Here is a 19190-nt window from a genome sequence, read left to right on the forward strand (position 1 = left end):
CGCGAGACGCTACGCTTCCCGCGTGCCCGACAACAAAGGCATCCTGCGCCAGCTCCGCTCTCCGCTCGTCTTCGTGGTCGTGCTCGCCGGTCTGTGGGCGCTGCAGAGCCGCGTCCTCCGAGAAGAGCCACGGGCCCGCATCGTGCCGTACAGCGAGCTATTGGCGCTGGCCCAAGGCGGAAAGGTCGCCGAAGCGGAGTTCCGAAGCGAGCGCATCCTCGCCACGCTGAAGAGCGAGGCGCCGGGCGGAAAAACCGAACTTGTGACCGTCGAGCGTCTGCCAAACATCGAAGATCCGACGCTCCTCGCTGCGCTCCGCGCGAGCGGCACGAGACTCACGGGCAAGGCCGAGAGTCAGAGCAACTTCTGGCCCATCCTCTTGTCCGCGCTGCCGCTCTTGCTCCTTCCGCTCTTGTTCCTCGGCGGTGGCATCCTGGGTCGAGGCCGGCGGGGCGGTCCGCTCACTTTCGGCAAGAGCAACGCAAAGCTCTACGACTTGGGCCCCGAGAACCGCATCACCTTCTCCGATGTTGCCGGCATCGACGAGGCGAAGGCCGAACTCGTCGAGGTCGTAAGCTTTCTCAAAGAGCCGGCCAAGTACCGCAAGGTCGGGGCGCGAATTCCAAAAGGCGTCTTGCTGGTAGGACCGCCGGGCACAGGCAAGACACTGCTTGCCAAGGCCGTGGCTGGCGAGTCAGGCGTGCCGTTCTTCGCCATGAGTGGCTCCGAGTTCGTGGAGATGTTTGTCGGCGTTGGCGCCTCACGCGTACGCGACATGTTTCTTCAGGCGAAGGGCCGCGCCCCTTGCATCATCTTCATCGACGAGCTCGATGCCGTCGGAAAGACGCGAGCGGGCGCTGCCGGATTTGCGTCAAACGAAGAGCGTGAGCAGACGTTGAATCAGCTCCTCGTCGAGATGGATGGCTTCGACTCCGGCGCTGGGCTCGTCATCATGGCGGCGACCAACCGTCCCGAGATTCTGGACAAGGCGTTGCTGCGTGCGGGTCGCTTCGATCGACAGGTGATTGTGGGTAGGCCCGACGTGCGCGGACGAGAGGCGATCTTGAGGGTGCACGTGAAGCAGATCGTGATGGGCCCCGATGTTGATCTCCCCGTCATGGCGCAGCGAACGCCTGGCATGGTGGGAGCCGATCTCGCCAACGTCGTCAATGAAGCGGCGCTCGCCTCCGTGCGGCGCGACGGCGAACAGGTCACCATGCGGGACTTCGAGGAGGCCGTGGACCGAATCCAGCTCGGCCTCAAACGTGAAGGTCGCGTGATGACGCGCGAGGAGAAGCGGCGCGTCGCCATTCACGAGACGGGACACGCGGTCGCGGCGCTGTCCGTCGAACACTCCGATCCGGTGCACCGCGTCACCATCATTCCTCGCTCCATCGGCGCTCTCGGTGCCACGCTGCAGCTCCCCACTGAGGAGCGCTACCTCATGACGGAGCACGAGCTGCACGACCGCATCTGTGTGTTGCTGGCAGGCCGCGCGGGAGAAGATGTGGTCTTCGGCGAAGTGTCGACGGGGGCGGAAGACGACCTCGAACGCGCGACAGAGCTCGCGAGACTCATGGTGACGCGGTTCGGGATGAGCAGTGCCCTGGGCCCCGTCAGCTCGGGCCGCGCGGCGGGCCGCGGCAGCGGCGGGTTCTTCGACATGGAAGGGGGACGAGAGATCAGCGCCGAGACGGCACGCACCGTTGACCTCGAGATCAAATCGCTGATCGACACCGAGTACGCGCGCGCGAAGGCACTGCTCTCTGCCAAGCGACACACGATCGACCGCGTCTCGGCGGCCTTGCTCGAAAAGGAGACGCTCGATCGCGCCGAGCTGGCCGCCCTCGTGGGCCCTTCGTAGCGGGCGCCGCCCGGGACGTGGCTGCATCGAAACAGCGCCTCCGTCGCCGGCGCGCTACCGCTCGATCATGTCGCGCCGGTGCTCGTAGGGGTCGATGGTCTCGCCGCGCACCTCGTCGCGACTCCCACCCACGGCGAAGTGGTAGAGCACCTGCTGCTCACGGCCCGTAAGGCCGACGGCTTCGTGCACGAAGTCATCGAGGAAGCAGCCGAGTCCGGTCCCGCGCAGGCCAGCAGCCTCCGCCTCGAGGTAGAGCACCTGCCCAATGGCGCCCGCCTCCCAGTGGAGCGAGCGGTAGGTCGGCGCACCCTCTTCGCGAAGGAGCGACTCGAAGCGCCCCAGCATGGACGCCACGAACGTGGCGTCGGAAGCGACCGCCTGATGGCACGACGATGAGCGCGCAAGGGCGCGCGTATCGCCGCGCTCCAGGAGAAAGAGCGGCAGCTTCTGCGGCGACTCGACGCTCTTCCAGAGAAAGGGGCGGTCGAAGGACGTTCGCAGCTGCGCGAGGCGCGACGCGTCGCGCGCGAGCAGGTACGTCCCCGGCGCTAGGTCGCGAACGCGATGCACGAAGAGCAGGAGGTGGAGGGCCGGCGCACGCCCCAACGCGTCAAAGACCGGGTGCCCGCCCGTGGGCAACGTCCGCGCGAGCATGCGGAAGAAGGTCTCCTTGGAGACGCGCGTTCGCGGGTTCATTTGCGTCGCGCTCCTTCGACCACGAATGGCCACGCGAGCCAGCGCCGGGCGAATGTCGGCCGACGCCTTGCGCCACGAGAGCGCGAGCTCATCGTTGGCAACGCGGAGCAGCTCGTAGGCGGGCCGCGACATACGCGCGAGCTTGAAGGTGAGCTTTCCACGCCCTCGGATGGTCCGCGTCAGCGCCAGCGGCAGCTCGTCGTCGAAGGTCTTCGTCTTGTCGTTGTCGAGGAGCGTGGCCGACGAAGGCGGCGGCGGCGGGATGGTCGTTTCAACGGCGGAGCGGCGCGTCGCGTGGGCCACCACGTCGAGGATCGGCCAATCGTGATGGGCTGCGCTGAGCACGTTCGGCGTTCCGCGCCACGTCGCCTTTCGTGCGCGCTCGACGAACGCTGGCGTGAGCGACGAGAGCCCGACGGATGACGCCGGATAGAGCGGCTCGTTCGCTTGAACGGCAAAGCTCGGCGACACCGCCAAGAGCAGCACCGGTTGCTCGGCCTCGGGCCCACGCTGAGAATGAACGCCGACGAGAACGGCGAGATCGTCGTCGGTGAGGCCCGCTACGCGACGCGTTCCCCAGCCGAGCGACGCCGCCGAGAGCGCGATGGCGGCGGCCGCGTGACCGGCGTCGTGTTGGCAGAAGCGAAACGCGCGTTCGCCAAAGCGCCACGCCTCGCGCCACACGATCGACGTAAGCCCCACGAGCAGCGTGTCGGTCGGCAAAGGAATCGCGAGCTCCTCCCAGTCGTCGGGCGAAAGATCGCGACGCACCTCGAGGGCGTGAAGAAGCGGGCTGTAGTGATAAACGGCGGGCCGGGGCCCAACGCCGGAGATGGGCGGGATGACGAAATAGGCTTCCGTCGGGTGGAGGTTCCCGTTGGACGGGTTCACTCGAACGGACCAGCGGCTCTTGCCGTCCTTGCGCCAGGCCGCCAGCGCGAGGCTGTCGTAGAGGAAGCGCGCGAGGCTCTCCTCGTCGAGCTTCTCCGGCGGGATCGCGCCGGGAAGGAAGAGCTCGTCGTAGGCGGGGCCGATGATGCCGCCGCGCTCCGCCGCCAGGCGCGCCGTCTCGGCGACGGGGACCTCGCTGAGGAGCACGTTCGGCGCCCCGTCGTAGACGCGGAAGGGGCTCGGCTGCGTGTCCCAGTCGACGAACTCGCGCGCGCGAGCGTAGGCGCCCGGTCGATGTTTCGACCGCTCGTGGTACGCGAGGGCGACTTGAACGCGCGACTGGGAAGGCTCAACCACCAAGCAGCTCCAACGGCTCAGCCGGCTCGCTCGCGATAGTAGTCGACGGTGACGTATTTTTTGGCGGCGAACCCGAGGAAGATGCCAGCGAAAGAAATGAGCGCTGCGTAGAAGAGGAACGACGCCGCGCCGCTGAAGACGTTGAGCTTGGCCACGACGGCAACGACCAGGTTGCCGATGGCCACCGTGAGGTTCCAGAAGCTCATGACCGTGCTCTTCATCGACGGCGGCGCTTGGGAATACGCGAACTCGAGCCCTGTCACCGACACGAGAACCTCCGCCATGGTCAGGGCGAGGTAGGGCGCGAGCTGCCAGAGCACTGTGGGCTTCGCGCCCCCGGCAATCCAAAGCTCGAGGCCCGCGACCATGACGAACGAGGCCGCCGCGAAGAACATGCCGATGGTCATGCGGCGAAGCGGCGTCAGCGTGTAGCCGAAGCGCTCGGCGGCGGGGTACACAACCGCCGCCGTGAACGGAACGAGCATCATGACCAGGAGCGGATTGATGAACTGAAGCTGCGACGGCGCGAAGCGAAAGCCCAAGACGTCGAGGTCCATCCGTTTGGCCTGTAGGACCCACGCGGAGGCCTTCTGGTCGAAGAGCATCCAGAAGAAGGGAATGGCGGCGAAGATCTTGAGCACGCGAAAGACCGCGCGCGTGCCCGCTACTGCGTCGGGAGGATGCTCGGCGAGCGCCGCGTCGAGCAGCGGCTCGCCCGTCGGCCGCCGGGAGCGGTGTTTCAGCGCCGAGCGAATGACGCGCAAGAACGAGTGCGGGTTTCGGCCTTGCGGCGGCGAGTGGACGTAGTGACCGCGGCCGAGCCAGAAGATCAGCGTCGCCAGCGCCATGAAGACGCCAGGGATGCCGAAGGCGACCTTGGGGCCGTACCTTTCGAGCGTCTTGGGGATGAGGAGCGACGCGAAGAACGAGCCAAAATTGATGGACCAATAGAAGATCGCGAAGACCGTCTTGGCGAGCGACTTGTTCTCGCTCGTGAACTGATCGCCGACGAAGGCCGACACGCACGGCTTGATGCCGCCGGAGCCGAGGGCAATGAGGAACAGTCCGACGAAGAAGCCGGTCTTGTCGCTCTCGAAGAGCGCGAGGCACCCGTGGCCGGCGCAATAGACGATCGAGAGCCAGAGGATCGTCCGGTACTTGCCGAGGAAGCGATCGGCGAGGGCGCCGCCCAAGAGCGGGAAGTAATAAACGCCGACGACGAAGAGGTGGAAGATCGACTTCGCCTGCGCCTCCCGCTCGCTCTGCGCCGTGGCCCGCGAGAGCAGGTAGTCCACGAGGAAGACCGTGAGGATGTTCCGCATGCCGTAGAAGCTGAAACGCTCCGCGGCCTCGTTGCCGATGATGAACTTGATTTGGGGCGGCAGCGCCTTCATGTCCCAAGGTCATCGCACGCCCGCGACGAGAGGGGAAGGACGTGAAGCCATGCGCCGTGGCCGAGACGACTGGCGCCGGCCCAGGCGGGCCCGCCTGGCCGGCTGGCTTTCGCCCCCCGGCGGGGGCCTTCTCCCCCCCGCACCCAGCCCCGAGCCCCCGGCGGCCCCCCCAGGGCCCCGCCGGCCCCCCGCGCGCCCGCCCCCCGCGCCCCCCGCCCGCGGCCCCCCCCCCCCCCCCCCCCCCCGCCGGGCCCGCGGGCGGGCGCGCCGCCGGCCCCGCCGCCCCCCCCCCCCCCCCCCCCCCCCCCCCCCCCGCGCGGCCGCCCCGCCCGCACGGCCCGCGGCGGCCCCCCCCCCCCCCGCGCGGGGCCCGCCGCCGCCCGCCCCCCCCCCCCCCCCCCCAGAGCCCCCCCCCCCCCCCCCCCCCCCCCCCCCGCCCCCCCCCCCCCCCCCCCCCCCCCCCCCGCCCCGCGGCCCCCCCCCCCCCCCCCCCCCCCGCGCGAACCCCGAGGCCCGACCCGGCCACCGGCGCGGGCCGACGGGCAAGGCGCGCGATGCCTCTGACGCCTAGGCGGCAGCGCGCCGCAGTTCGGCGAGAAACGGCTCTACCAGCGGGATGACCCGCTCGGGCACCTCGAGCTGCGGGACGTGCCCCACGTCGCCCCAATGATGGAACTGGAAGGCTCGATTCAGGAGGCACATCTGCCGGATGGACCGCCCCCGGACGAGCCGGTCCTTGTCGCCCGCGAAGACCAGCGCCGGCGCGCGAATCGCACGAACCTTCTCGCCGAAGCTGAGGCGGTTGACGAGGACCCACGAGAGCGAGCGCAGCGCGTCGGAGAAGGCGGTGCCGACCCAGGGCTTGTCGATTCGCGCGCGAGCCTCCTCGATGTGCGCGACGAGCACGTCGTGCGGGATCCGGCGCCGCTCGTGGGTCATGAAGGCCATCATCTCGCGGACGAGACGCTCGGGTCCCACGCGGATGGCACGGCCGCGAACGCTCTCGGGACCGAAGTGCGGCAGCATCGCGGCGCCCATGGTGAAGAACGCACGGACGTCGAAGGGTTCGAAGTACGCGTGCGGCACCGCTGGCGCGAACAAGAGGAGGCTCGCGACTTTGGCGGGGTGCTGGGCCGCGAAGAGCAGCGAGAGCGTTCCGCCGAGGGAGTTGCCGCCGAGGGTAACGGGGCCCGGTGCGAGGGCCTCGAGGAACCGCTCGAGCGTGGCGCCGAGCCCCGCCATCGTGGTGCCGGCGGGTAAGGGCGCTGTGCCACCGAAACCGGGCAAGTCGGGCACGAGGACCCGCCCATGGCGCGTCAGCGCTGGCGCGAGGCGCATCCAGTTGAGGTGCAACCCACCGAGTCCGTGCAGAAGGACGATGGGTGGCCCCTCGCCGCCGTAGTCTGCGTAGCGAAGACGAACACCCACGTCGAGACTGCGAAGCTGCACGATCGATGACGATAGCGGAGTCGGGCCGCAGTCCAAACGCCCATCGCGCGTCGGTCCGAGCACGGAGCCGTCCTCTGGATCGCTACGGCAAGGCTCCGAGGCTCGCCTTGTGCGCCCCGTCGGCCCAATACAGGCTGCGGCCGGTCCCGGCTTCGCACGCAACGTCGTTGACCGAGCGCCAGCCCGGCTTCCAGTACCAAACGTTGGCAGCGAACGCCGACGTGAGGTGCTTCAGGTCCGCCGCCTGAGCGAGAATCTCGGCCTCGGAGCGCGCCGCTGCCTCGATGATGAGCTCCCCGAAGAGGCCGCTGAGTCGTTCGTGTTGGTAGCTCGCGAACCACGGGCTATCGCCGATGGTGAGCTTCGGACTCGGAGGAGGCGTTTCCGCCACGTCGCCGCCGGTGCTGGAGGTCCACTCGAGCACATCGACCGGCGCAACGGAAGGCAGCGCCGTGTAGAACGTGTAGGTCTTCGAGGCGTTCGCGTTCCGCACGACACGAAGCGCCTGCGTGCGCCAGACGCCATAGACAACGTCCTTCGACGTGCCGAGCCCCGCGCGAGTGTCAAAGTAGTCGCCACCGGAGGGAGCGGCGATCTCCCAACGTTGAACCGTCCCCGTGTTGTTCCCCGCCTTCGGGTACGGATGACCGCCCACGTATTGCGCGCCGGGCGTGAAGCCACCGTCGCCTTGGGCCCACCACAGCGTGACGTAGTAGCCCGTCTGCGCGCGTTGATGGATGCGCCACAGGTACGTGACGCCGGCGTTGCCGGGCCCGGCGAAGGGTAGGCCGTGGAGATGAGGATCGTCGTACTGGAGCGCCACGAACGGTGCCGATTGGTCGGCGCCGGTGACGTTGCTCGGAAAGTCGAGGGCGAAGCGCGAGCCGGGACCGGCGTCGGTCGTGACGACGCCGCCGTCTTTCGCCGGGGCGTCGGTGCCAGCGTCGTTCGCGGGTGGCTGGCTGTCATTCGCCGCGGCGCCGTCACCGGCCAGAAGCCCGCCGTCATCACCGCGGGCCGCGCCCCCGTCGATCGATGCCCCCACACCCGCATCGCGGAGCTCAGTGCTCGTTCCAACGGCCGCCGTGTCGGTGCACGCGCCTGCGAGGAGCAACCATGGGAGCCTCGTGGTCAAGCGCATGGGGGCATCCTAGCGCCCACGTCGGGCCGTGCGCCTCTGTCGTCGCGAGGCCGCACTCGAGCCCGTCCCTTGTGGCGGAAAGACCACGGCCCGAAATGTTGCTCGGCGCGTCGATCCAGACCGCGTCGCTGACGAGGTTCATCTCGCGTTGAAAAACGCCGGCGATCGCGCCCGACGTCGCTCGGCACAGCCGGTGCTTCGTGGTGCGCCATGACAAGGCTCTTCGCTTTCCTGCTTGTTCCCTGCATCGCCGGCTGTGGGGGCTCATGGCTTGCCGAGCAAGACGAGTCGCCGATGGTCGACGAGGCGACCTTGGCGGCTCGCCTCTCGCCCGGCGTCTACGACAGCGTCACGGGGCCCCCGACGAGCCTTCGCATCAGGTCCCGCGCGGGAGGGCTCACGTTGTCGGGCGCCCTTGGTCACGCCGCTGGAACGAAACACGTCGTCGATGTGCCACTCTCGCCCGGCGACGCCAGGTCGACGGTGACCGTTGCGGCGGGGCTGAGCCTCACGCTGCAGCGAGCCAAAGACGGCCTCCTCGTCCACGGCGCCATCGAGCGTCCCCCCTCGATTGGCGGCGACGAGCGCCTCGACGCGCGACTCGAGCAGCGGCCCGTCGGGGCGCTCGTTGGTCGTTTCGCGTCGGCGGAGGCCGAAGTCGTGGTCAACGCCTCGAACGACGAGGGCGCGACCGTTTCCCTCAAGGTGGGCGGCCAAGTGGTCGTCCCCTCGCAGACCGTTCCCTGGGCCGATGGCACGACCGACGAGGTGACGCCCCCGCGCCGCAGCGTCCCGTGCCCGGTGACGCTCCGCATCGATCGTCAGCGCGGCGAGGTTCTCGTGCTGGCCGAGCTCTGTACGTTTGGCGACCTCCGACTTGCCAGAGCTCGCTAAGCGCGTCTGCGAGTTTCGCGAACGGTCCAACGCGAGCGCCGCCACGCAACGCCCTCGCGAACGACCTACCGCATCGCGTTGTCCAAGATGCGCTGGATGAGCGCCTCGTAACTCAGTCCCGCTTCCGCCGCCGACATCGCGAAGTCGTCGGTCTTCGCCAGCGACGGGTTCGGGTTCACTTCGATGACGACCACGTCGCCGTTGGCCGTGAGGCGGACGTCGAGGCGCGCGAGGCCTCGGATCTTCAAGACTCGATACGCCATGCGCGCCGTCTTCGCGAGCTTCTCGGGAACGCCCGCGGGGAGCGCCGCCGCGGCGCCGTTCTTGATGCCCCACTTCTTTCGGTAGGCGTCGTTCCACTTGGCCTTGCTCGTCGTAAAGCGCGGCCTCCCGTCGTGGTCAACGCCGTCGTCGACGCCGAAGAAGATCTCGCGTGGTGGTAGGGCGAGGACGCGCGGGTTTCCGAGGACGCCGACCGTGAGCTCTCGCCCCTCGATGTACTCCTCGATGAGCGCGTCGCGTTCGAGGCTGTCGTGAATGAACCGCGCGCGCGCCAGCGCCTCGACCTCGTTGCGCGCGTAAGACGCCTTGCTGATGCCGTCACTCGACTCTTCGCCGAGCGGCTTCACGAAGGCCGGAAAGCGAAAGCGACGGAGCTTCTTTAGCGGTCGCGAACGCGTCGAGACGACGAAGCCGGCCACGCGAATCCGATGAAACGCCAGGACCTTCTTGGCGAGCGCCTTGTCCTTGCACAAGAGGAGCGCCTCGGGGCTCGCCCCCGTGTAGCGGAGCTTCATGAGGTCGAGGAGCGCCGGCACGTTCGGCTCGTGGGCGCGGTCCAGGAAGAACGTTTCGCAGAGGTTGAAGACGACGTCGGGCGCGAATTTCGTCAACCGCTCGAACATGAGACCCACGTCGTCGTAGACCGGGAGCTGCTCCACCTCGTGGCCCAAGGCGCGGAGCGCCGTGATGACGTCGGCCTCGGTGGCCTTCGCCTCCTCCTTGCGAAGCTCCTTCATCGAGAAGGTCTCGTCGGGCTCGAGCTGCCGGTGAATGTCGAAGAGGACGACGACTCGCATGACTAGTGCACCGCCGTTGAGATGAGCGCTAGCTCCGCCTTACGCGGTGCAGAAGCGAATTCGCGGAGCCGAATTCGCCGTTTGGGCGAAGCCCAAGAGAATCGTCTAGTGCACCGGCGCCTCGCGCAGCGAGACGCCCGCCTTCGGACGTTGATGGAACATCGACGGCTGTGCACTAGACGCTCCGCTTAAACTTGCCCGTGTGAAGGTAGTTGGTGACAAGCGTGGCGAGGTACGCGCCGATCTCAAGAAGGAGCGCGCCTTCGTCGGCGCGGGTGCCAAGGTTGAGCGTCGCGGTTCGTGCGATGAGCTTCGCGGCCAGGCCGTCGACGGTGTACTTGGATTCGCCGGTCCACGTGACCGTCGACGAGACGATGGACCTTCGGTAGCGACGCATGAACCGAGCCGCCGGCTCGTCGCCTGGAGTGATCTCGCCGAAGATCTTCCGAAGGTCGGCGTCGTAGAAGTCCGGGTAGTCGGCCTGCCAGACCTTTCGCTTCGCCGCGTAATGGCGAGCGAGGGTCTTCTTCAAACGCGACACCCGTGAGATGAGGCGCCCACCTTTGACCTTGGGCGGCGTCTTCGCGGCGTAGCGCATCAGCGAGTCGATGTACTCGAGCTTCTCGAGGGCGCGCCAGCCGGCGTATTGCTTGCGCCACTCCTCCGGAGGGAGCGCGAGCCAGGTGGCGAAGGTCTCGGCGAAGTCCTCGTCGGGGTGAGCTTGCGCATACCAATTGGGCAGATGGCGAACGAAGGCCTTGCTGTGGGGCCGCGGCCGGTACGTCTCCGGGTGGTAGTCCACGCGCGGATCGCCGAAGGTCGCGCGCCAGGCGGGCCGCGTCGAGAAACGGTACGCGTGATCGATGGCGTGACCGCACTCGTGGAACATGAGCTTGTCGCACCACTCGGGCGTGCCGCCTTCGACCTCCATCATCTGGCGCATCTCGAGCTGCTTGAGCCGCGGATGGGCGAGGTAAAACGGAATCGCGATGGCCGGCACGCCGGTCGGCGAGAGCCACTCATCGGCGAGGTAGAAGGCCGGCTTCATGGAGAGCCCGCGGGACGCGAGCGCCGCCAGCAGCTTGTCGACGCGAGGCTCGAGCTCGCTGCCTTCGATGCGAACGTTGAGGTCGCAGAGCCGAACGGCGAGGAGCTCTTCGTCGGAGAGCGATTCCCAGGGCTGGCTCACGCGCCAATGGTAGAGGCGCCCGGTCGCGCTTGCGACAAATCCGCGCTCCCAGTCCCTCTCGTTCTCCCTCTCCCGCTCACCGCGAGCTCCTGGCGGAGCGCGTCAGCGTACGGTTTGCACGACGCAGAAGAGGCGCACGAACACTTCGAGCGGAAGCTCGAGGGCGCCGCCCCGTCGGCGAGGCGGCCCCATCGCCTCCTCGCCCCAAGGGTTTCTCACGGTCACGAAGCGACGGCCTCGAACGCTTCTGCAGCCAAGCACCGTGTACGCGTGGTTGGGCACGAGCCCCGTTCGGACGTAGCGACGCGGTTGGCCCGTCCAAGTCCCCGCGCAAACGGGCCGGCGCTCTGCGAAGGCGCGCGAGAGCTCCGAGAAGACGCGGTCGTCTTCGCCGGGACGGGCGCCATCGACGAAGAAGCGGTGCGGCGACCGACCCAGCAGGTCGGCGAGCACCAGATCGGCGCAGCCGCCGTCACCGAGGCTCTTGTAGCTGCCCTTTCGACTCGCAAAGGCCTTCTCGAGCAGCGGCCACCACAAGGCGCGCGGCGTGGGCGTGCGCGGTGAGCCTGGAGGCAACGACGCCGCGCCGTACAACAAGTCGCCGGAAGGCCGCACGAAGAGCTGAGCGTCGAGCACGATGTCTTCGGCGCGTCGGGACCCGCGGCGAAAGAGGCGAACGCGGTACGAGGAGCGCGCGGCGTCGCGAGCGACGATGGCGCGAGCCAAGACGGCGGGCTGGACGTGAGCCACGGCCGCGGCGGCGCTCGCCACGTGACAGTTCGAGAGCTCGCTCTGAAACACATCAGCGGCGCGCGGGCGCCCCACGAACAGGGGCCCGGCGAGCACGCGCCGCTCGGGGACGGCGCCGAGGCGCTGAAGCCGCGCGCACGGCTTCACGGCGCCGCGTGGCAACGGCGCCGCGCTTGGGACGCTAAGCTCGCCCACGTGACGAGACCGCCCCGCGATGACGGCGACGGAGAGCGTCTCGCCGGCGCGCGCGCCGATGAGCGGCCGACCCGGGAGGCTGCCCTTCTCGTTCGTCACGAGGTCGAGCGTCTCGCCGGTGGTGGAGTTTAGAAAGCGAAGACGCACGCCGGGCGCCGCGAGGGGACGGCTCGCGCTGAGGTTGACGACGGCGACGCGAGCCTCGTCGTACGGCACGAGACCGATGCGAAAGAGCGCTACGCGAGGCGGCCTCGGAGCGCGCCCCGTGGCCCGCGCGTCGAAGAGCACGGACTCGGTAGGGCCGCGCTTCGCGCGCGCTCGGACGCGAACCACATCGCCTTCGCGCATGGCGAAACTGCCGGCGAATCGGCCTCGGTGGTCGGCGCGCGCGATGCGCGTCGGGTCCTCGGCGCCCATCGGCTCGGCGGCGCTGCGCGACAGGTTCACGGCCTCGATGTCGGCGCCCGGCGCCGCGCGGCCGCGAATCATCTGCCCGGCTTGCGAGCCAACGACGACGAGCGCCACCGCCTTCCCGGACGGCTTCCCGGACGGCATACGGGCCAGTATAGAGGCCCCGCGCTTCTCGGGAGTCAGGCTTCTTGAAAGCCCACGCTTCTTGAAAGTAGGACGACGGAGCACCCACATGCCCCGTGCGTGAATGCTCCGTCGGTCCTGACTGAGCTTGAGCACGAACGGCGCCAACGCTTCGCGACGCCCCAGCCTGGCGCCTCCCAGGACGCACGCCGCGATTCGCCGCGCTTTCGGCTGCAACGCTGAGGATGTCCGACACGAGCGCAGAGGAGCGAGGGCACCATGCGTGGATCGCGTGCGATCGGTGGCTCGAACCTCGAGCGCGCGAACAGCAAAAAAAAAGAGCGGGGGCGCTTTCGCACCGCCGCTCGTTGGTCTTGGAATTGGGACGACGGAGCACCCACGTGCCCCGTTCGTGAATGCTCCGTCGGTCCCGAGGACACTTGAGCACGAACGACGCCAGTTGCGGGATCCGACCTCAGCAAATTCTTACCGTCGCCGCCCCGACCGTGCGCCGTGGCATCTCGCACGATTCATCGGCGTTTTGCGCCAGAACGCGCGCGCGTGTCCGACACTAGCGCAGAGCCGTCGATAGCCCACGGATGGATCGGACGCGGACCTGTCGTCGCTGCGGCGAGACACGGCGTGCGGGCGCGGGTTCGGGGCGGCTAGGCGGCGACGGAGATGATCGCGAACTTCTCCACGTCGACGAGGCCCCGGTCGGTGAGCTTGAGAGAAGGGATGACGGGGAGGCTCAGGAAGGCGAGTTGGAGGAACGGCTCGGCGAGGACGCAACCGGCGGCCTTGCTGGCGGCGCGCAATTCGAGGAGCGCGCGCTCGATCTCGCGAGGGTCTTGCCGCGACATGAGACCAAAGGCCGGGAGCGGGAGGAGAGCCGACACGGCACCGCCTTTGACGACGACGAACCCGCCGCCGGCCTCCACGAGCGCGGCGAGCGCCACGCGCATGTCGCGAGGAGTCTTGCCGCAGACGATGAGGTTGTGGCTGTCGTGGCCGACGCTCGACGCGATGGCGCCGTCGAAGGTCTCGCCGAAGCCGAAGGCGTAGCCGTTGGCCGGCGGGACGCCGTGGCCGTGGCGCTCGAGGACCGTGAGGCGCGCGACGCCCGGCGCGTCGTGGTTCATCACGTGGTGATCGGTGAGGATGCGACCGCCGCGAACGCCGATGACGTGCACGCGCCCCGCGGGGCCAATGAGATCACTCTCCGCGGGGACCACGGCGCGCATGGTCCCCTCCCCTGTCTTGTCGGCGAGCGAGGGGAAAGCGAGCTCGCTCGCCGGCACCCCGCGACGAAACACTTGATGAACGGCGCAGCTCGCCACGTCGTCCAAGACCACGAGGTCGGCGTCGAAGCCCGGCGCGACGGCGCCCAGATGACGCAGGCCGTAGTGACGCGCGACGCTGAGCGAAGCTGCGCGGTAGGCGACCTCGGCGCGAACGCCGCGGGCGATGGCGCCGCGGATCAGGTAGTCGAGGTGCCCCTCGGTCGCGATGTCGAGCGGGTTGCGGTCGTCGGTGCAGAAGCCCATGGCGATCGACGTCTCGAGCGTGAGGAGCGGCGAGAGCGCGTGAAGATCTTTGGCGACGCTGCCCTCACGAATCCAAACGGAGATCCCGTTGGTCAGCTTCTCGCGCGCCTCTTCGAGCTCCGAGCTCTCGTGGCAGCTTCGGATGCCGGCGGCGGCGTACGCCGACAGCTCGCGTCCGCGGAGCAGCGGACAGTGGCCGTCGATGGGCGTGCCCTCGAAGGCGTCGAGCTTGGCCAAGACCTCGGGGTCGCCGTGAATGACGCCGGGGACGTTCATCACCTCCGCGAGGCCGAGCGCGTGGCGGCGCGCACGAAGCGGCGAGAGGGCAGCGGCCGAGAGGACGCCGGCGCCATTTGTCTCCATGTGCGTCGCCGGGACGCACGAGCTGATCATGACGCGAAGATCGAGCGAGTCGCGCATGCGCTCGGCGGCATCGAGGAACGTCTCGATGCCCCGCACGCCGACGACGTTGGCGACCTCGTGGGGATCGCAGATCGCGGTCGTCGTCCCCTTCGGGACGACGACGCGCGCAAAGTTCTCCGGCACCAAGAGCGAGCTCTCGACGTGCACGTGGGCGTCGATGAAGCCGGGCACCACGGCGCGACCGCCAAGATCGACGGTGCGCGTGGCCGCGAGGGGCACGTCGCCACGCGGACCGATGCCGACGACGGCGCCGTCGGCGATGGCCACGTCGCATTCACGCCACGTGAGGGTGAACACGTCGAGCGCGCGAGCGTTCGTGAGGAGGACGTCCGAGGGCTCTTTCCCCATGGCGGCGGCGACGCGGCGTGAGCGGTTGGGCGGGTTGTGCATGGCCGCGTGAGCGTAGCCGATGGGCGGGCTACCCGGAAAGTAAGCCCCACGAAGAGTCGCCGACGACCGGTGCGCGAGCCTGCGTCGACCTTGTCGTTAGGCACGCCCGCGCCAGCGGGGCGTTCGGGGGAATCCCGGGCCGGTGGGGCCTTACCCGGGTGCCGAGCTGGGCCCCGAGGCCGGTGGCGCCGCTGCTCGGCTGCACCGGCATCCCCATCGAGGCCATCAGCTCCTCGTTGCTCATCCCGCCGCCACCGGTGGCGGGAGCAACGGGGAGTCGGTCGGCCAATGGCTGACTACGCGCTGCAAGCCCATCGAGGGGGAGGTTGTTCAGCGCGCCCGATCCGTTCAGCAGGAAGTCCGCCGCGCGGCCGTGCCTCGTCTCATCGAGGATCGTCCCGTTCGCACCGTTCCCGAAGGCCGCACCACCACCGCTCGTGTTGAGCGCGTCGAGCGCCGTCGTTTCGCGGGCACCGAAGCCGCCCCCTTCGTTCCTTGAGAAGGACGCCGGCATCTCGTTCAACGAGTTCAGTCCATCGCCGCGCTCCTCATTCATGAAGTTGGAGCCGCCCTGGGGCGCGAAGCGCTCGAGGTTGCCGGCGGGCCCGAAGAAGTTTGCGCTGTCCAGACGGCTTGCCGGGAGGTCGTTGGCGACGTTGCGGAAGGACGGCGCGGAGCCCTGCCCGTTCGGCGTGCCACGCCAGCCGTTGGGCTCATTGACGAGTGCGTTGAGCAGCCCTGACGCGGCGCTCGACGTGGTGTCTACCGGCGTGAACCGAGAGCCCGTGAAAGCGGCGCCGCCAAGCCAAGCGCCGTTGCCCTCGAGGGTGGCGACGCCTTCGTCGTGAAGGCGTTGCACCTCCGCGGGCCACACCCCGGCGTGCACCGTGCGCCCTCCGGCAACAGCCCCGAGCTCTTCCAAAGACAGCTTTCGATTCATGATGACCTCCTGGGCGCAGGTAGAGCAACGACTGGGCCGCGCCCCGCCGCCGAAGCTGGCTGCCGAACGCCAGCGGCAATCCCGCCAAGGTCGCGAAACAGCCGTGAGCGGAGAGAGACTCGGCGAGCGGGGCCGCGATCGAACGGCTCGCGCCGCGCGATCGGCTCGATCGCGGGAAGGGAGAAAGCCCTGAGGCCCTGCGCTACCATCGGGCTCGATGACGGCGGCAGCGCGAACGCGCGAGGAGGTTGTGGCGGGGCGTTACGTCCTCGTCGCGCCCATCGCTTCCGGCGGCATGGCTAGGGTCCACTTGGGCCGAATGTTGGGCCCCGCGGGTTTCACGAAGATCGTCGCCATCAAGCGGCTGCGTCCACATCTTGCAGCCGAACCCGAGTTCGTCACCATGTTGCTCGACGAAGCTCGCCTCGCAGCACGCGTTCGCCACGCCAACGTCGTGTCCACGCTCGACGTGGTCCGCGAAGACGGCACCGTGTCGATCGTGATGGAGCACGTACTCGGCGCGAGCCTGCTCGAGCTCGTGAAGCTCGCCAAGGGCCCGCCGCCGCGCGATGTGGCGGCCGCCGTGATGGTCGCCGTGCTTGAGGGCCTTCACGCAGCCCACGAGGCGCGCGACGACGACGGCGCACGGCTCGCTCTCGTGCATCGCGACGTGTCACCGCACAACGTCATCGTCGGCGCCGACGGGACGGTGCGCGTCGTCGATTTCGGCATCGCGAAGGCCGCCGCGCGCGACGCGTCGACGCGCACGGGACAAGTCAAGGGCAAGCTCGGCTACATGTCCCCAGAACAAGTGCGGGGGCTCGCCGTCGACGCGCGAACGGACGTCTACGCGGCCGCCGTGGTCTTCTGGGAGCTCTTGACGGGACGTCGGCTCGTGCCGCCGGCCGATCCGCGTGTCTCGATGAAGCGCGTCGTGGAGGACGAGGCACCGCCGCCGAGCCGCTTCGCCGTGGGGCTCGACGCCAGCGTCGACGCCGTGGTCTTGCGCGGCCTTGCGAAGTCGGTGGAGCAGCGCTTCGCCTCGGCGCGCGAATTCGCGGACGCGATCGAGGCGGTCCTTCCGCCGGCGTCGCCGCGGGCCGTCGCGCGGTGGGTCGAGGAGCTCGCCGGCGCCGTCGTAAGGGAGCGCGCATCGGCCGTCGCCGCGGCGGCCGACGGCCCAACGGAGACGACCACGCTCGCGCGACCCGCGGCGACGGGCGCGGAGGCAACGGACACGGCGAGCGACGCGTCGACGATCACGACGAAGATGGCGGCCCCCGACGCGGCGCCGCCCGAGCCCGCCACGGAGCGCCGCCGCGAAGTCGCGAGTGCCGCCGCCACGGGTGACGCAGGTGTGGCGGCTCGCGCGTCGCACCACGTTTACGCGCGTACGCGGCATCGAACCCCGCTCCTCCTTCTCGGAAGCACGCTCGCGCTCTTGGCCGCCCTCGCGGCTTTCGCTTGGCGGCGGGACTTGGTGGTCGTCACTCCGGCCGTCGCCACCGAGGCGGCTCCGCCGGGCGTGCCCGCGCTTTCCCCGACGCCCGAGTCACCGCCCATGCTGACCACCCAGACCACGCCTTCCAACGTGGCCCTCGCCGGCGACGCGCCGACTCCGACGACTGCGACGACGGCGAAGCGGGCTCCGCCCAAGGCTCCACGGAGCGGAGCGCCGCCGGCCGGCAGCTGCAGTCCGCCCTGGGTCATCGGTGCCGACGGCATTCGAGTGCTGCGACCGGGGTGCCGCTGATGTGGCGACTGCTTGCAGGGTGCACGCTCCTGCTGTGGCCTCGCGTCGCGTTGGCCGACGACGCCTGCGCCTCAGCTTATGAGGGAGCGCAGCGTGCCCGCCGTGACGGAGCGCTGAAGCGGGCGATGGTCGAACTGGCGACCTGCACGCGGGAGTGCTCCGCGATGGTGCGGCCCGATTGCGTCAGGTGGCTCGGCGAAGTGGAGGCCGTGATGCCATCGGTCCTCGTCATCGCCAAAGACACGGCGGGCCTTGAGGTCGACATCGCTTCGCTGCGCATCGATGGCGTCGAAACGAGGCGCTACGCGCAAGCCGTCGAGCTCGATCCGGGCGCTCACGAGATCGTCGTGGAGAGCGCTCGGGGAGAGGGGAGGCGCAGCGTCCTTCTGCGTGAAGGCGAACAGCGTCGAGTCGTCGTCGTCGAGCTTTCACGCCCCACCGGGCAGGCCACGGGTACGGTCACGGCGACCTCACCGGCGCAGCCCCCCGCGCGCCGCGTCTCGGCGCCCGTGATCGCGCTCGGGGCCTTGGGCGTCGCCGGTCTCGGGGTCTTTGGCGTCGTCGCCGCCACGGGGGAAGCCCGCTACGCGAGACTCGAGACCTGTCGCCCGCATTGCGCTCACGACGACGTGCAGGCGCTGCGCGCGACCTACGTCGCGGGCGACATCGGTCTCGCGGTGGGGCTCGTCGCGCTAGGGGCCGCAGCGCTCGTGCACGTCTTCGAACCACAGGCCGGGACCTCGCCATGATCCGCGCTGGGTGGCCCCGATGCCTCTTGCTCCTCGTGCCGGGCGCGGCCGCTTGCAGCCTCGCTCGCCCCTTGGACGGCTTCGATGACCCGAGACCCGCGTCGATCGACGACGCGGCCGCCGTCACCGACGCACCGTCGACGCCAACCGACGCCGAGCCTTGGGACGCTTCACCCATCGACGCGACCCCGTCCGATGCCGAGCTCGACGCCGTCGCACCCAACGCGGCCCCCATCCCCGACGACGGCGCCATCACGCGCCCGGTCGTTGGACGCACCTCTCAGCTCGTCTTCCCCAACGGATGTTCGCTCGCGGAGGTCGTGATGTGGGGAGCCGGCGGCGCTTCGACGGCCTCGGGGCTAGGCGGCGGCGGCGGCGCGGCGATGGGCGAGCTGGCGCTCGCGCCCGGCGAAGTGTTTCGTGTCCAGCCCGGCACCGCAGGAACGAGGGACGGCGGCGGATATCCGAACGGCGGGGCGCCGGGCAACGGTGCCGGAGGAGGCGGAGGCCTGTCGATGATCACCAGCCTCACGCTGGCGCGATGGCTCGTTGCCGGGGGGGGTGGAGGCGCGTGCGGCCAAGATCCGGCCACGTCCACGTCCGGCGCCAGTGGCGGCGACGCGGGCAGAGCAGCAACACGGCCGGCTTCGGCGGCGGCTTTGGCGGCGGCGTCCCCGACGCGAGCGGACAGGGCGGCGTCTATGCGAGCGCGCCATCGCCGGGCGGCGACGGCGCTTCTTCTCGCGGGGGAAGCGGCGCCTCGTTCGATGGGGGACTCGGTGGGGGTGGCGGCGGAAGCGGATTCGTTGGCGGGGGCGGCGGGGGCGGCGGCGTTGCCAACTGCGGCGCCGGCGGCGGCGGAAGCGGATTCGTCGACCGGACGCGAGTTGACGGAGGGACGTTCGCCGGTGCCTTCAACACGCCGGCCCTGACGACGCATGCGCTATACATGGAT

Annotated in this window: 14 protein-coding genes; 5 read left to right on the plus strand and 9 right to left on the minus strand. The window is 69.5% G+C overall.

Going from position 1 to position 19190, the window contains the following annotated elements; all coding sequences use genetic code 11:
* Positions 1 to 22: 22 nt before the first annotated feature.
* The gene (gene ftsH / locus IPG50_08110) at positions 23 to 1864 is read left to right on the plus strand and encodes an ATP-dependent zinc metalloprotease FtsH (protein ID MBK6692154.1); all 1842 of its coding nucleotides are present in this window, start codon (positions 23 to 25) and stop codon (positions 1862 to 1864) included.
* 54 nt (positions 1865 to 1918) lie between these two features.
* On the opposite strand, the gene IPG50_08115 is transcribed toward ftsH, so the two are convergent.
* The 4 genes from IPG50_08115 to IPG50_08130 all read right to left on the minus strand — a co-directional run bounded on the left by IPG50_08115 (position 1919) and on the right by IPG50_08130 (position 7792).
* Positions 1919 to 3808, minus strand: coding sequence for a SagB/ThcOx family dehydrogenase (locus IPG50_08115; GenBank protein MBK6692155.1), 1890 nt, complete (start codon positions 3806 to 3808; stop codon positions 1919 to 1921).
* A gap of 17 nt (positions 3809 to 3825) precedes the next feature.
* On the minus strand, positions 3826 to 5202 hold the full coding sequence (locus IPG50_08120) for a POT family MFS transporter (protein ID MBK6692156.1): 1377 nt from the start codon (positions 5200 to 5202) through the stop codon (positions 3826 to 3828).
* 567 nt (positions 5203 to 5769) lie between these two features.
* Positions 5770 to 6651, minus strand: a complete 882-nt coding sequence (locus IPG50_08125; protein ID MBK6692157.1) for an alpha/beta hydrolase — start codon at positions 6649 to 6651, stop codon at positions 5770 to 5772.
* A gap of 82 nt (positions 6652 to 6733) precedes the next feature.
* Positions 6734 to 7792 carry a hypothetical protein gene (locus IPG50_08130; protein MBK6692158.1) on the minus strand — a complete coding sequence of 353 codons (1059 nt, stop codon included), beginning with the start codon at positions 7790 to 7792 and terminating at the stop codon, positions 6734 to 6736.
* Positions 7793 to 8002: 210 nt separating this feature from the next.
* Here IPG50_08130 and IPG50_08135 point away from each other — a divergent pair, with 210 nt between their 5' ends.
* Positions 8003 to 8686, plus strand: coding sequence for a hypothetical protein (locus tag IPG50_08135; protein ID MBK6692159.1), 684 nt, complete (start codon positions 8003 to 8005; stop codon positions 8684 to 8686).
* Between the two features lie 65 nt (positions 8687 to 8751).
* Here IPG50_08135 and IPG50_08140 read toward each other — a convergent pair whose 3' ends face one another.
* The 5 genes from IPG50_08140 to IPG50_08160 form a co-directional block, all read right to left on the minus strand.
* The gene (locus tag IPG50_08140; protein ID MBK6692160.1) at positions 8752 to 9765 is read right to left on the minus strand and encodes an ATP-grasp domain-containing protein; all 1014 of its coding nucleotides are present in this window, start codon (positions 9763 to 9765) and stop codon (positions 8752 to 8754) included.
* A gap of 175 nt (positions 9766 to 9940) precedes the next feature.
* Positions 9941 to 10954, minus strand: coding sequence for a putative zinc-binding metallopeptidase (locus tag IPG50_08145; protein ID MBK6692161.1), 1014 nt, complete (start codon positions 10952 to 10954; stop codon positions 9941 to 9943).
* Between the two features lie 102 nt (positions 10955 to 11056).
* Positions 11057 to 12454 carry a hypothetical protein gene (locus IPG50_08150; GenBank protein MBK6692162.1) on the minus strand — a complete coding sequence of 466 codons (1398 nt, stop codon included), beginning with the start codon at positions 12452 to 12454 and terminating at the stop codon, positions 11057 to 11059.
* Between the two features lie 644 nt (positions 12455 to 13098).
* Positions 13099 to 14793 (minus strand): adenine deaminase, encoded by a 1695-nt coding sequence (gene ade / locus IPG50_08155; GenBank protein ID MBK6692163.1) that lies wholly within the window; start codon positions 14791 to 14793, stop codon positions 13099 to 13101.
* A gap of 28 nt (positions 14794 to 14821) precedes the next feature.
* Positions 14822 to 15733, minus strand: coding sequence for a hypothetical protein (locus IPG50_08160; GenBank protein ID MBK6692164.1), 912 nt, complete (start codon positions 15731 to 15733; stop codon positions 14822 to 14824).
* A 217-nt stretch (positions 15734 to 15950) separates the two neighbouring features.
* Between IPG50_08160 and IPG50_08165 the strand changes: the two genes are divergently transcribed.
* From IPG50_08165 to IPG50_08175, 3 genes are read left to right on the plus strand one after another with little or no spacing between them, the layout of a single operon-like run.
* Positions 15951 to 17486, plus strand: a complete 1536-nt coding sequence (locus tag IPG50_08165; GenBank protein MBK6692165.1) for a serine/threonine protein kinase — start codon at positions 15951 to 15953, stop codon at positions 17484 to 17486.
* Complete coding sequence (locus tag IPG50_08170; GenBank protein ID MBK6692166.1) at positions 17486 to 18235, plus strand: hypothetical protein; 750 nt, start codon at positions 17486 to 17488, stop codon at positions 18233 to 18235. Before IPG50_08165 ends, IPG50_08170 begins: the two co-directional genes overlap by 1 nt.
* The gene (locus tag IPG50_08175) at positions 18232 to 19167 is read left to right on the plus strand and encodes a hypothetical protein (GenBank protein MBK6692167.1); all 936 of its coding nucleotides are present in this window, start codon (positions 18232 to 18234) and stop codon (positions 19165 to 19167) included. Before IPG50_08170 ends, IPG50_08175 begins: the two co-directional genes overlap by 4 nt.
* Positions 19168 to 19190: the final 23 nt, after the last annotated feature.

The sequence above is a fragment of the Myxococcales bacterium genome (assembly GCA_016703425.1).
Lineage (GTDB): Bacteria > Myxococcota_A > Polyangia > Polyangiales > Polyangiaceae > JADJCA01.

Bases quoted from the DNA above. Each gene is read 5' to 3' on its own strand.
- IPG50_08120 (MBK6692156.1), bottom strand. From the start codon at position 5,202: ATGAAGGCGCTGCCGCCCCAAATCAAGTTCATCATCGGCAACGAGGCC.
- IPG50_08130 (MBK6692158.1), bottom strand. From the start codon at position 7,792: ATGCGCTTGACCACGAGGCTCCCATGGTTGCTCCTCGCAGGCGCGTGC.
- IPG50_08135 (MBK6692159.1), top strand. From the start codon at position 8,003: ATGACAAGGCTCTTCGCTTTCCTGCTTGTTCCCTGCATCGCCGGCTGT.
- IPG50_08140 (MBK6692160.1), bottom strand. From the start codon at position 9,765: ATGCGAGTCGTCGTCCTCTTCGACATTCACCGGCAGCTCGAGCCCGAC.
- IPG50_08150 (MBK6692162.1), bottom strand. From the start codon at position 12,454: ATGCCGTCCGGGAAGCCGTCCGGGAAGGCGGTGGCGCTCGTCGTCGTT.
- ade (MBK6692163.1), bottom strand. From the start codon at position 14,793: ATGCACAACCCGCCCAACCGCTCACGCCGCGTCGCCGCCGCCATGGGG.
- IPG50_08160 (MBK6692164.1), bottom strand. From the start codon at position 15,733: ATGAATCGAAAGCTGTCTTTGGAAGAGCTCGGGGCTGTTGCCGGAGGG.
- IPG50_08165 (MBK6692165.1), top strand. From the start codon at position 15,951: ATGACGGCGGCAGCGCGAACGCGCGAGGAGGTTGTGGCGGGGCGTTAC.
- IPG50_08170 (MBK6692166.1), top strand. From the start codon at position 17,486: ATGTGGCGACTGCTTGCAGGGTGCACGCTCCTGCTGTGGCCTCGCGTC.
- IPG50_08175 (MBK6692167.1), top strand. From the start codon at position 18,232: ATGATCCGCGCTGGGTGGCCCCGATGCCTCTTGCTCCTCGTGCCGGGC.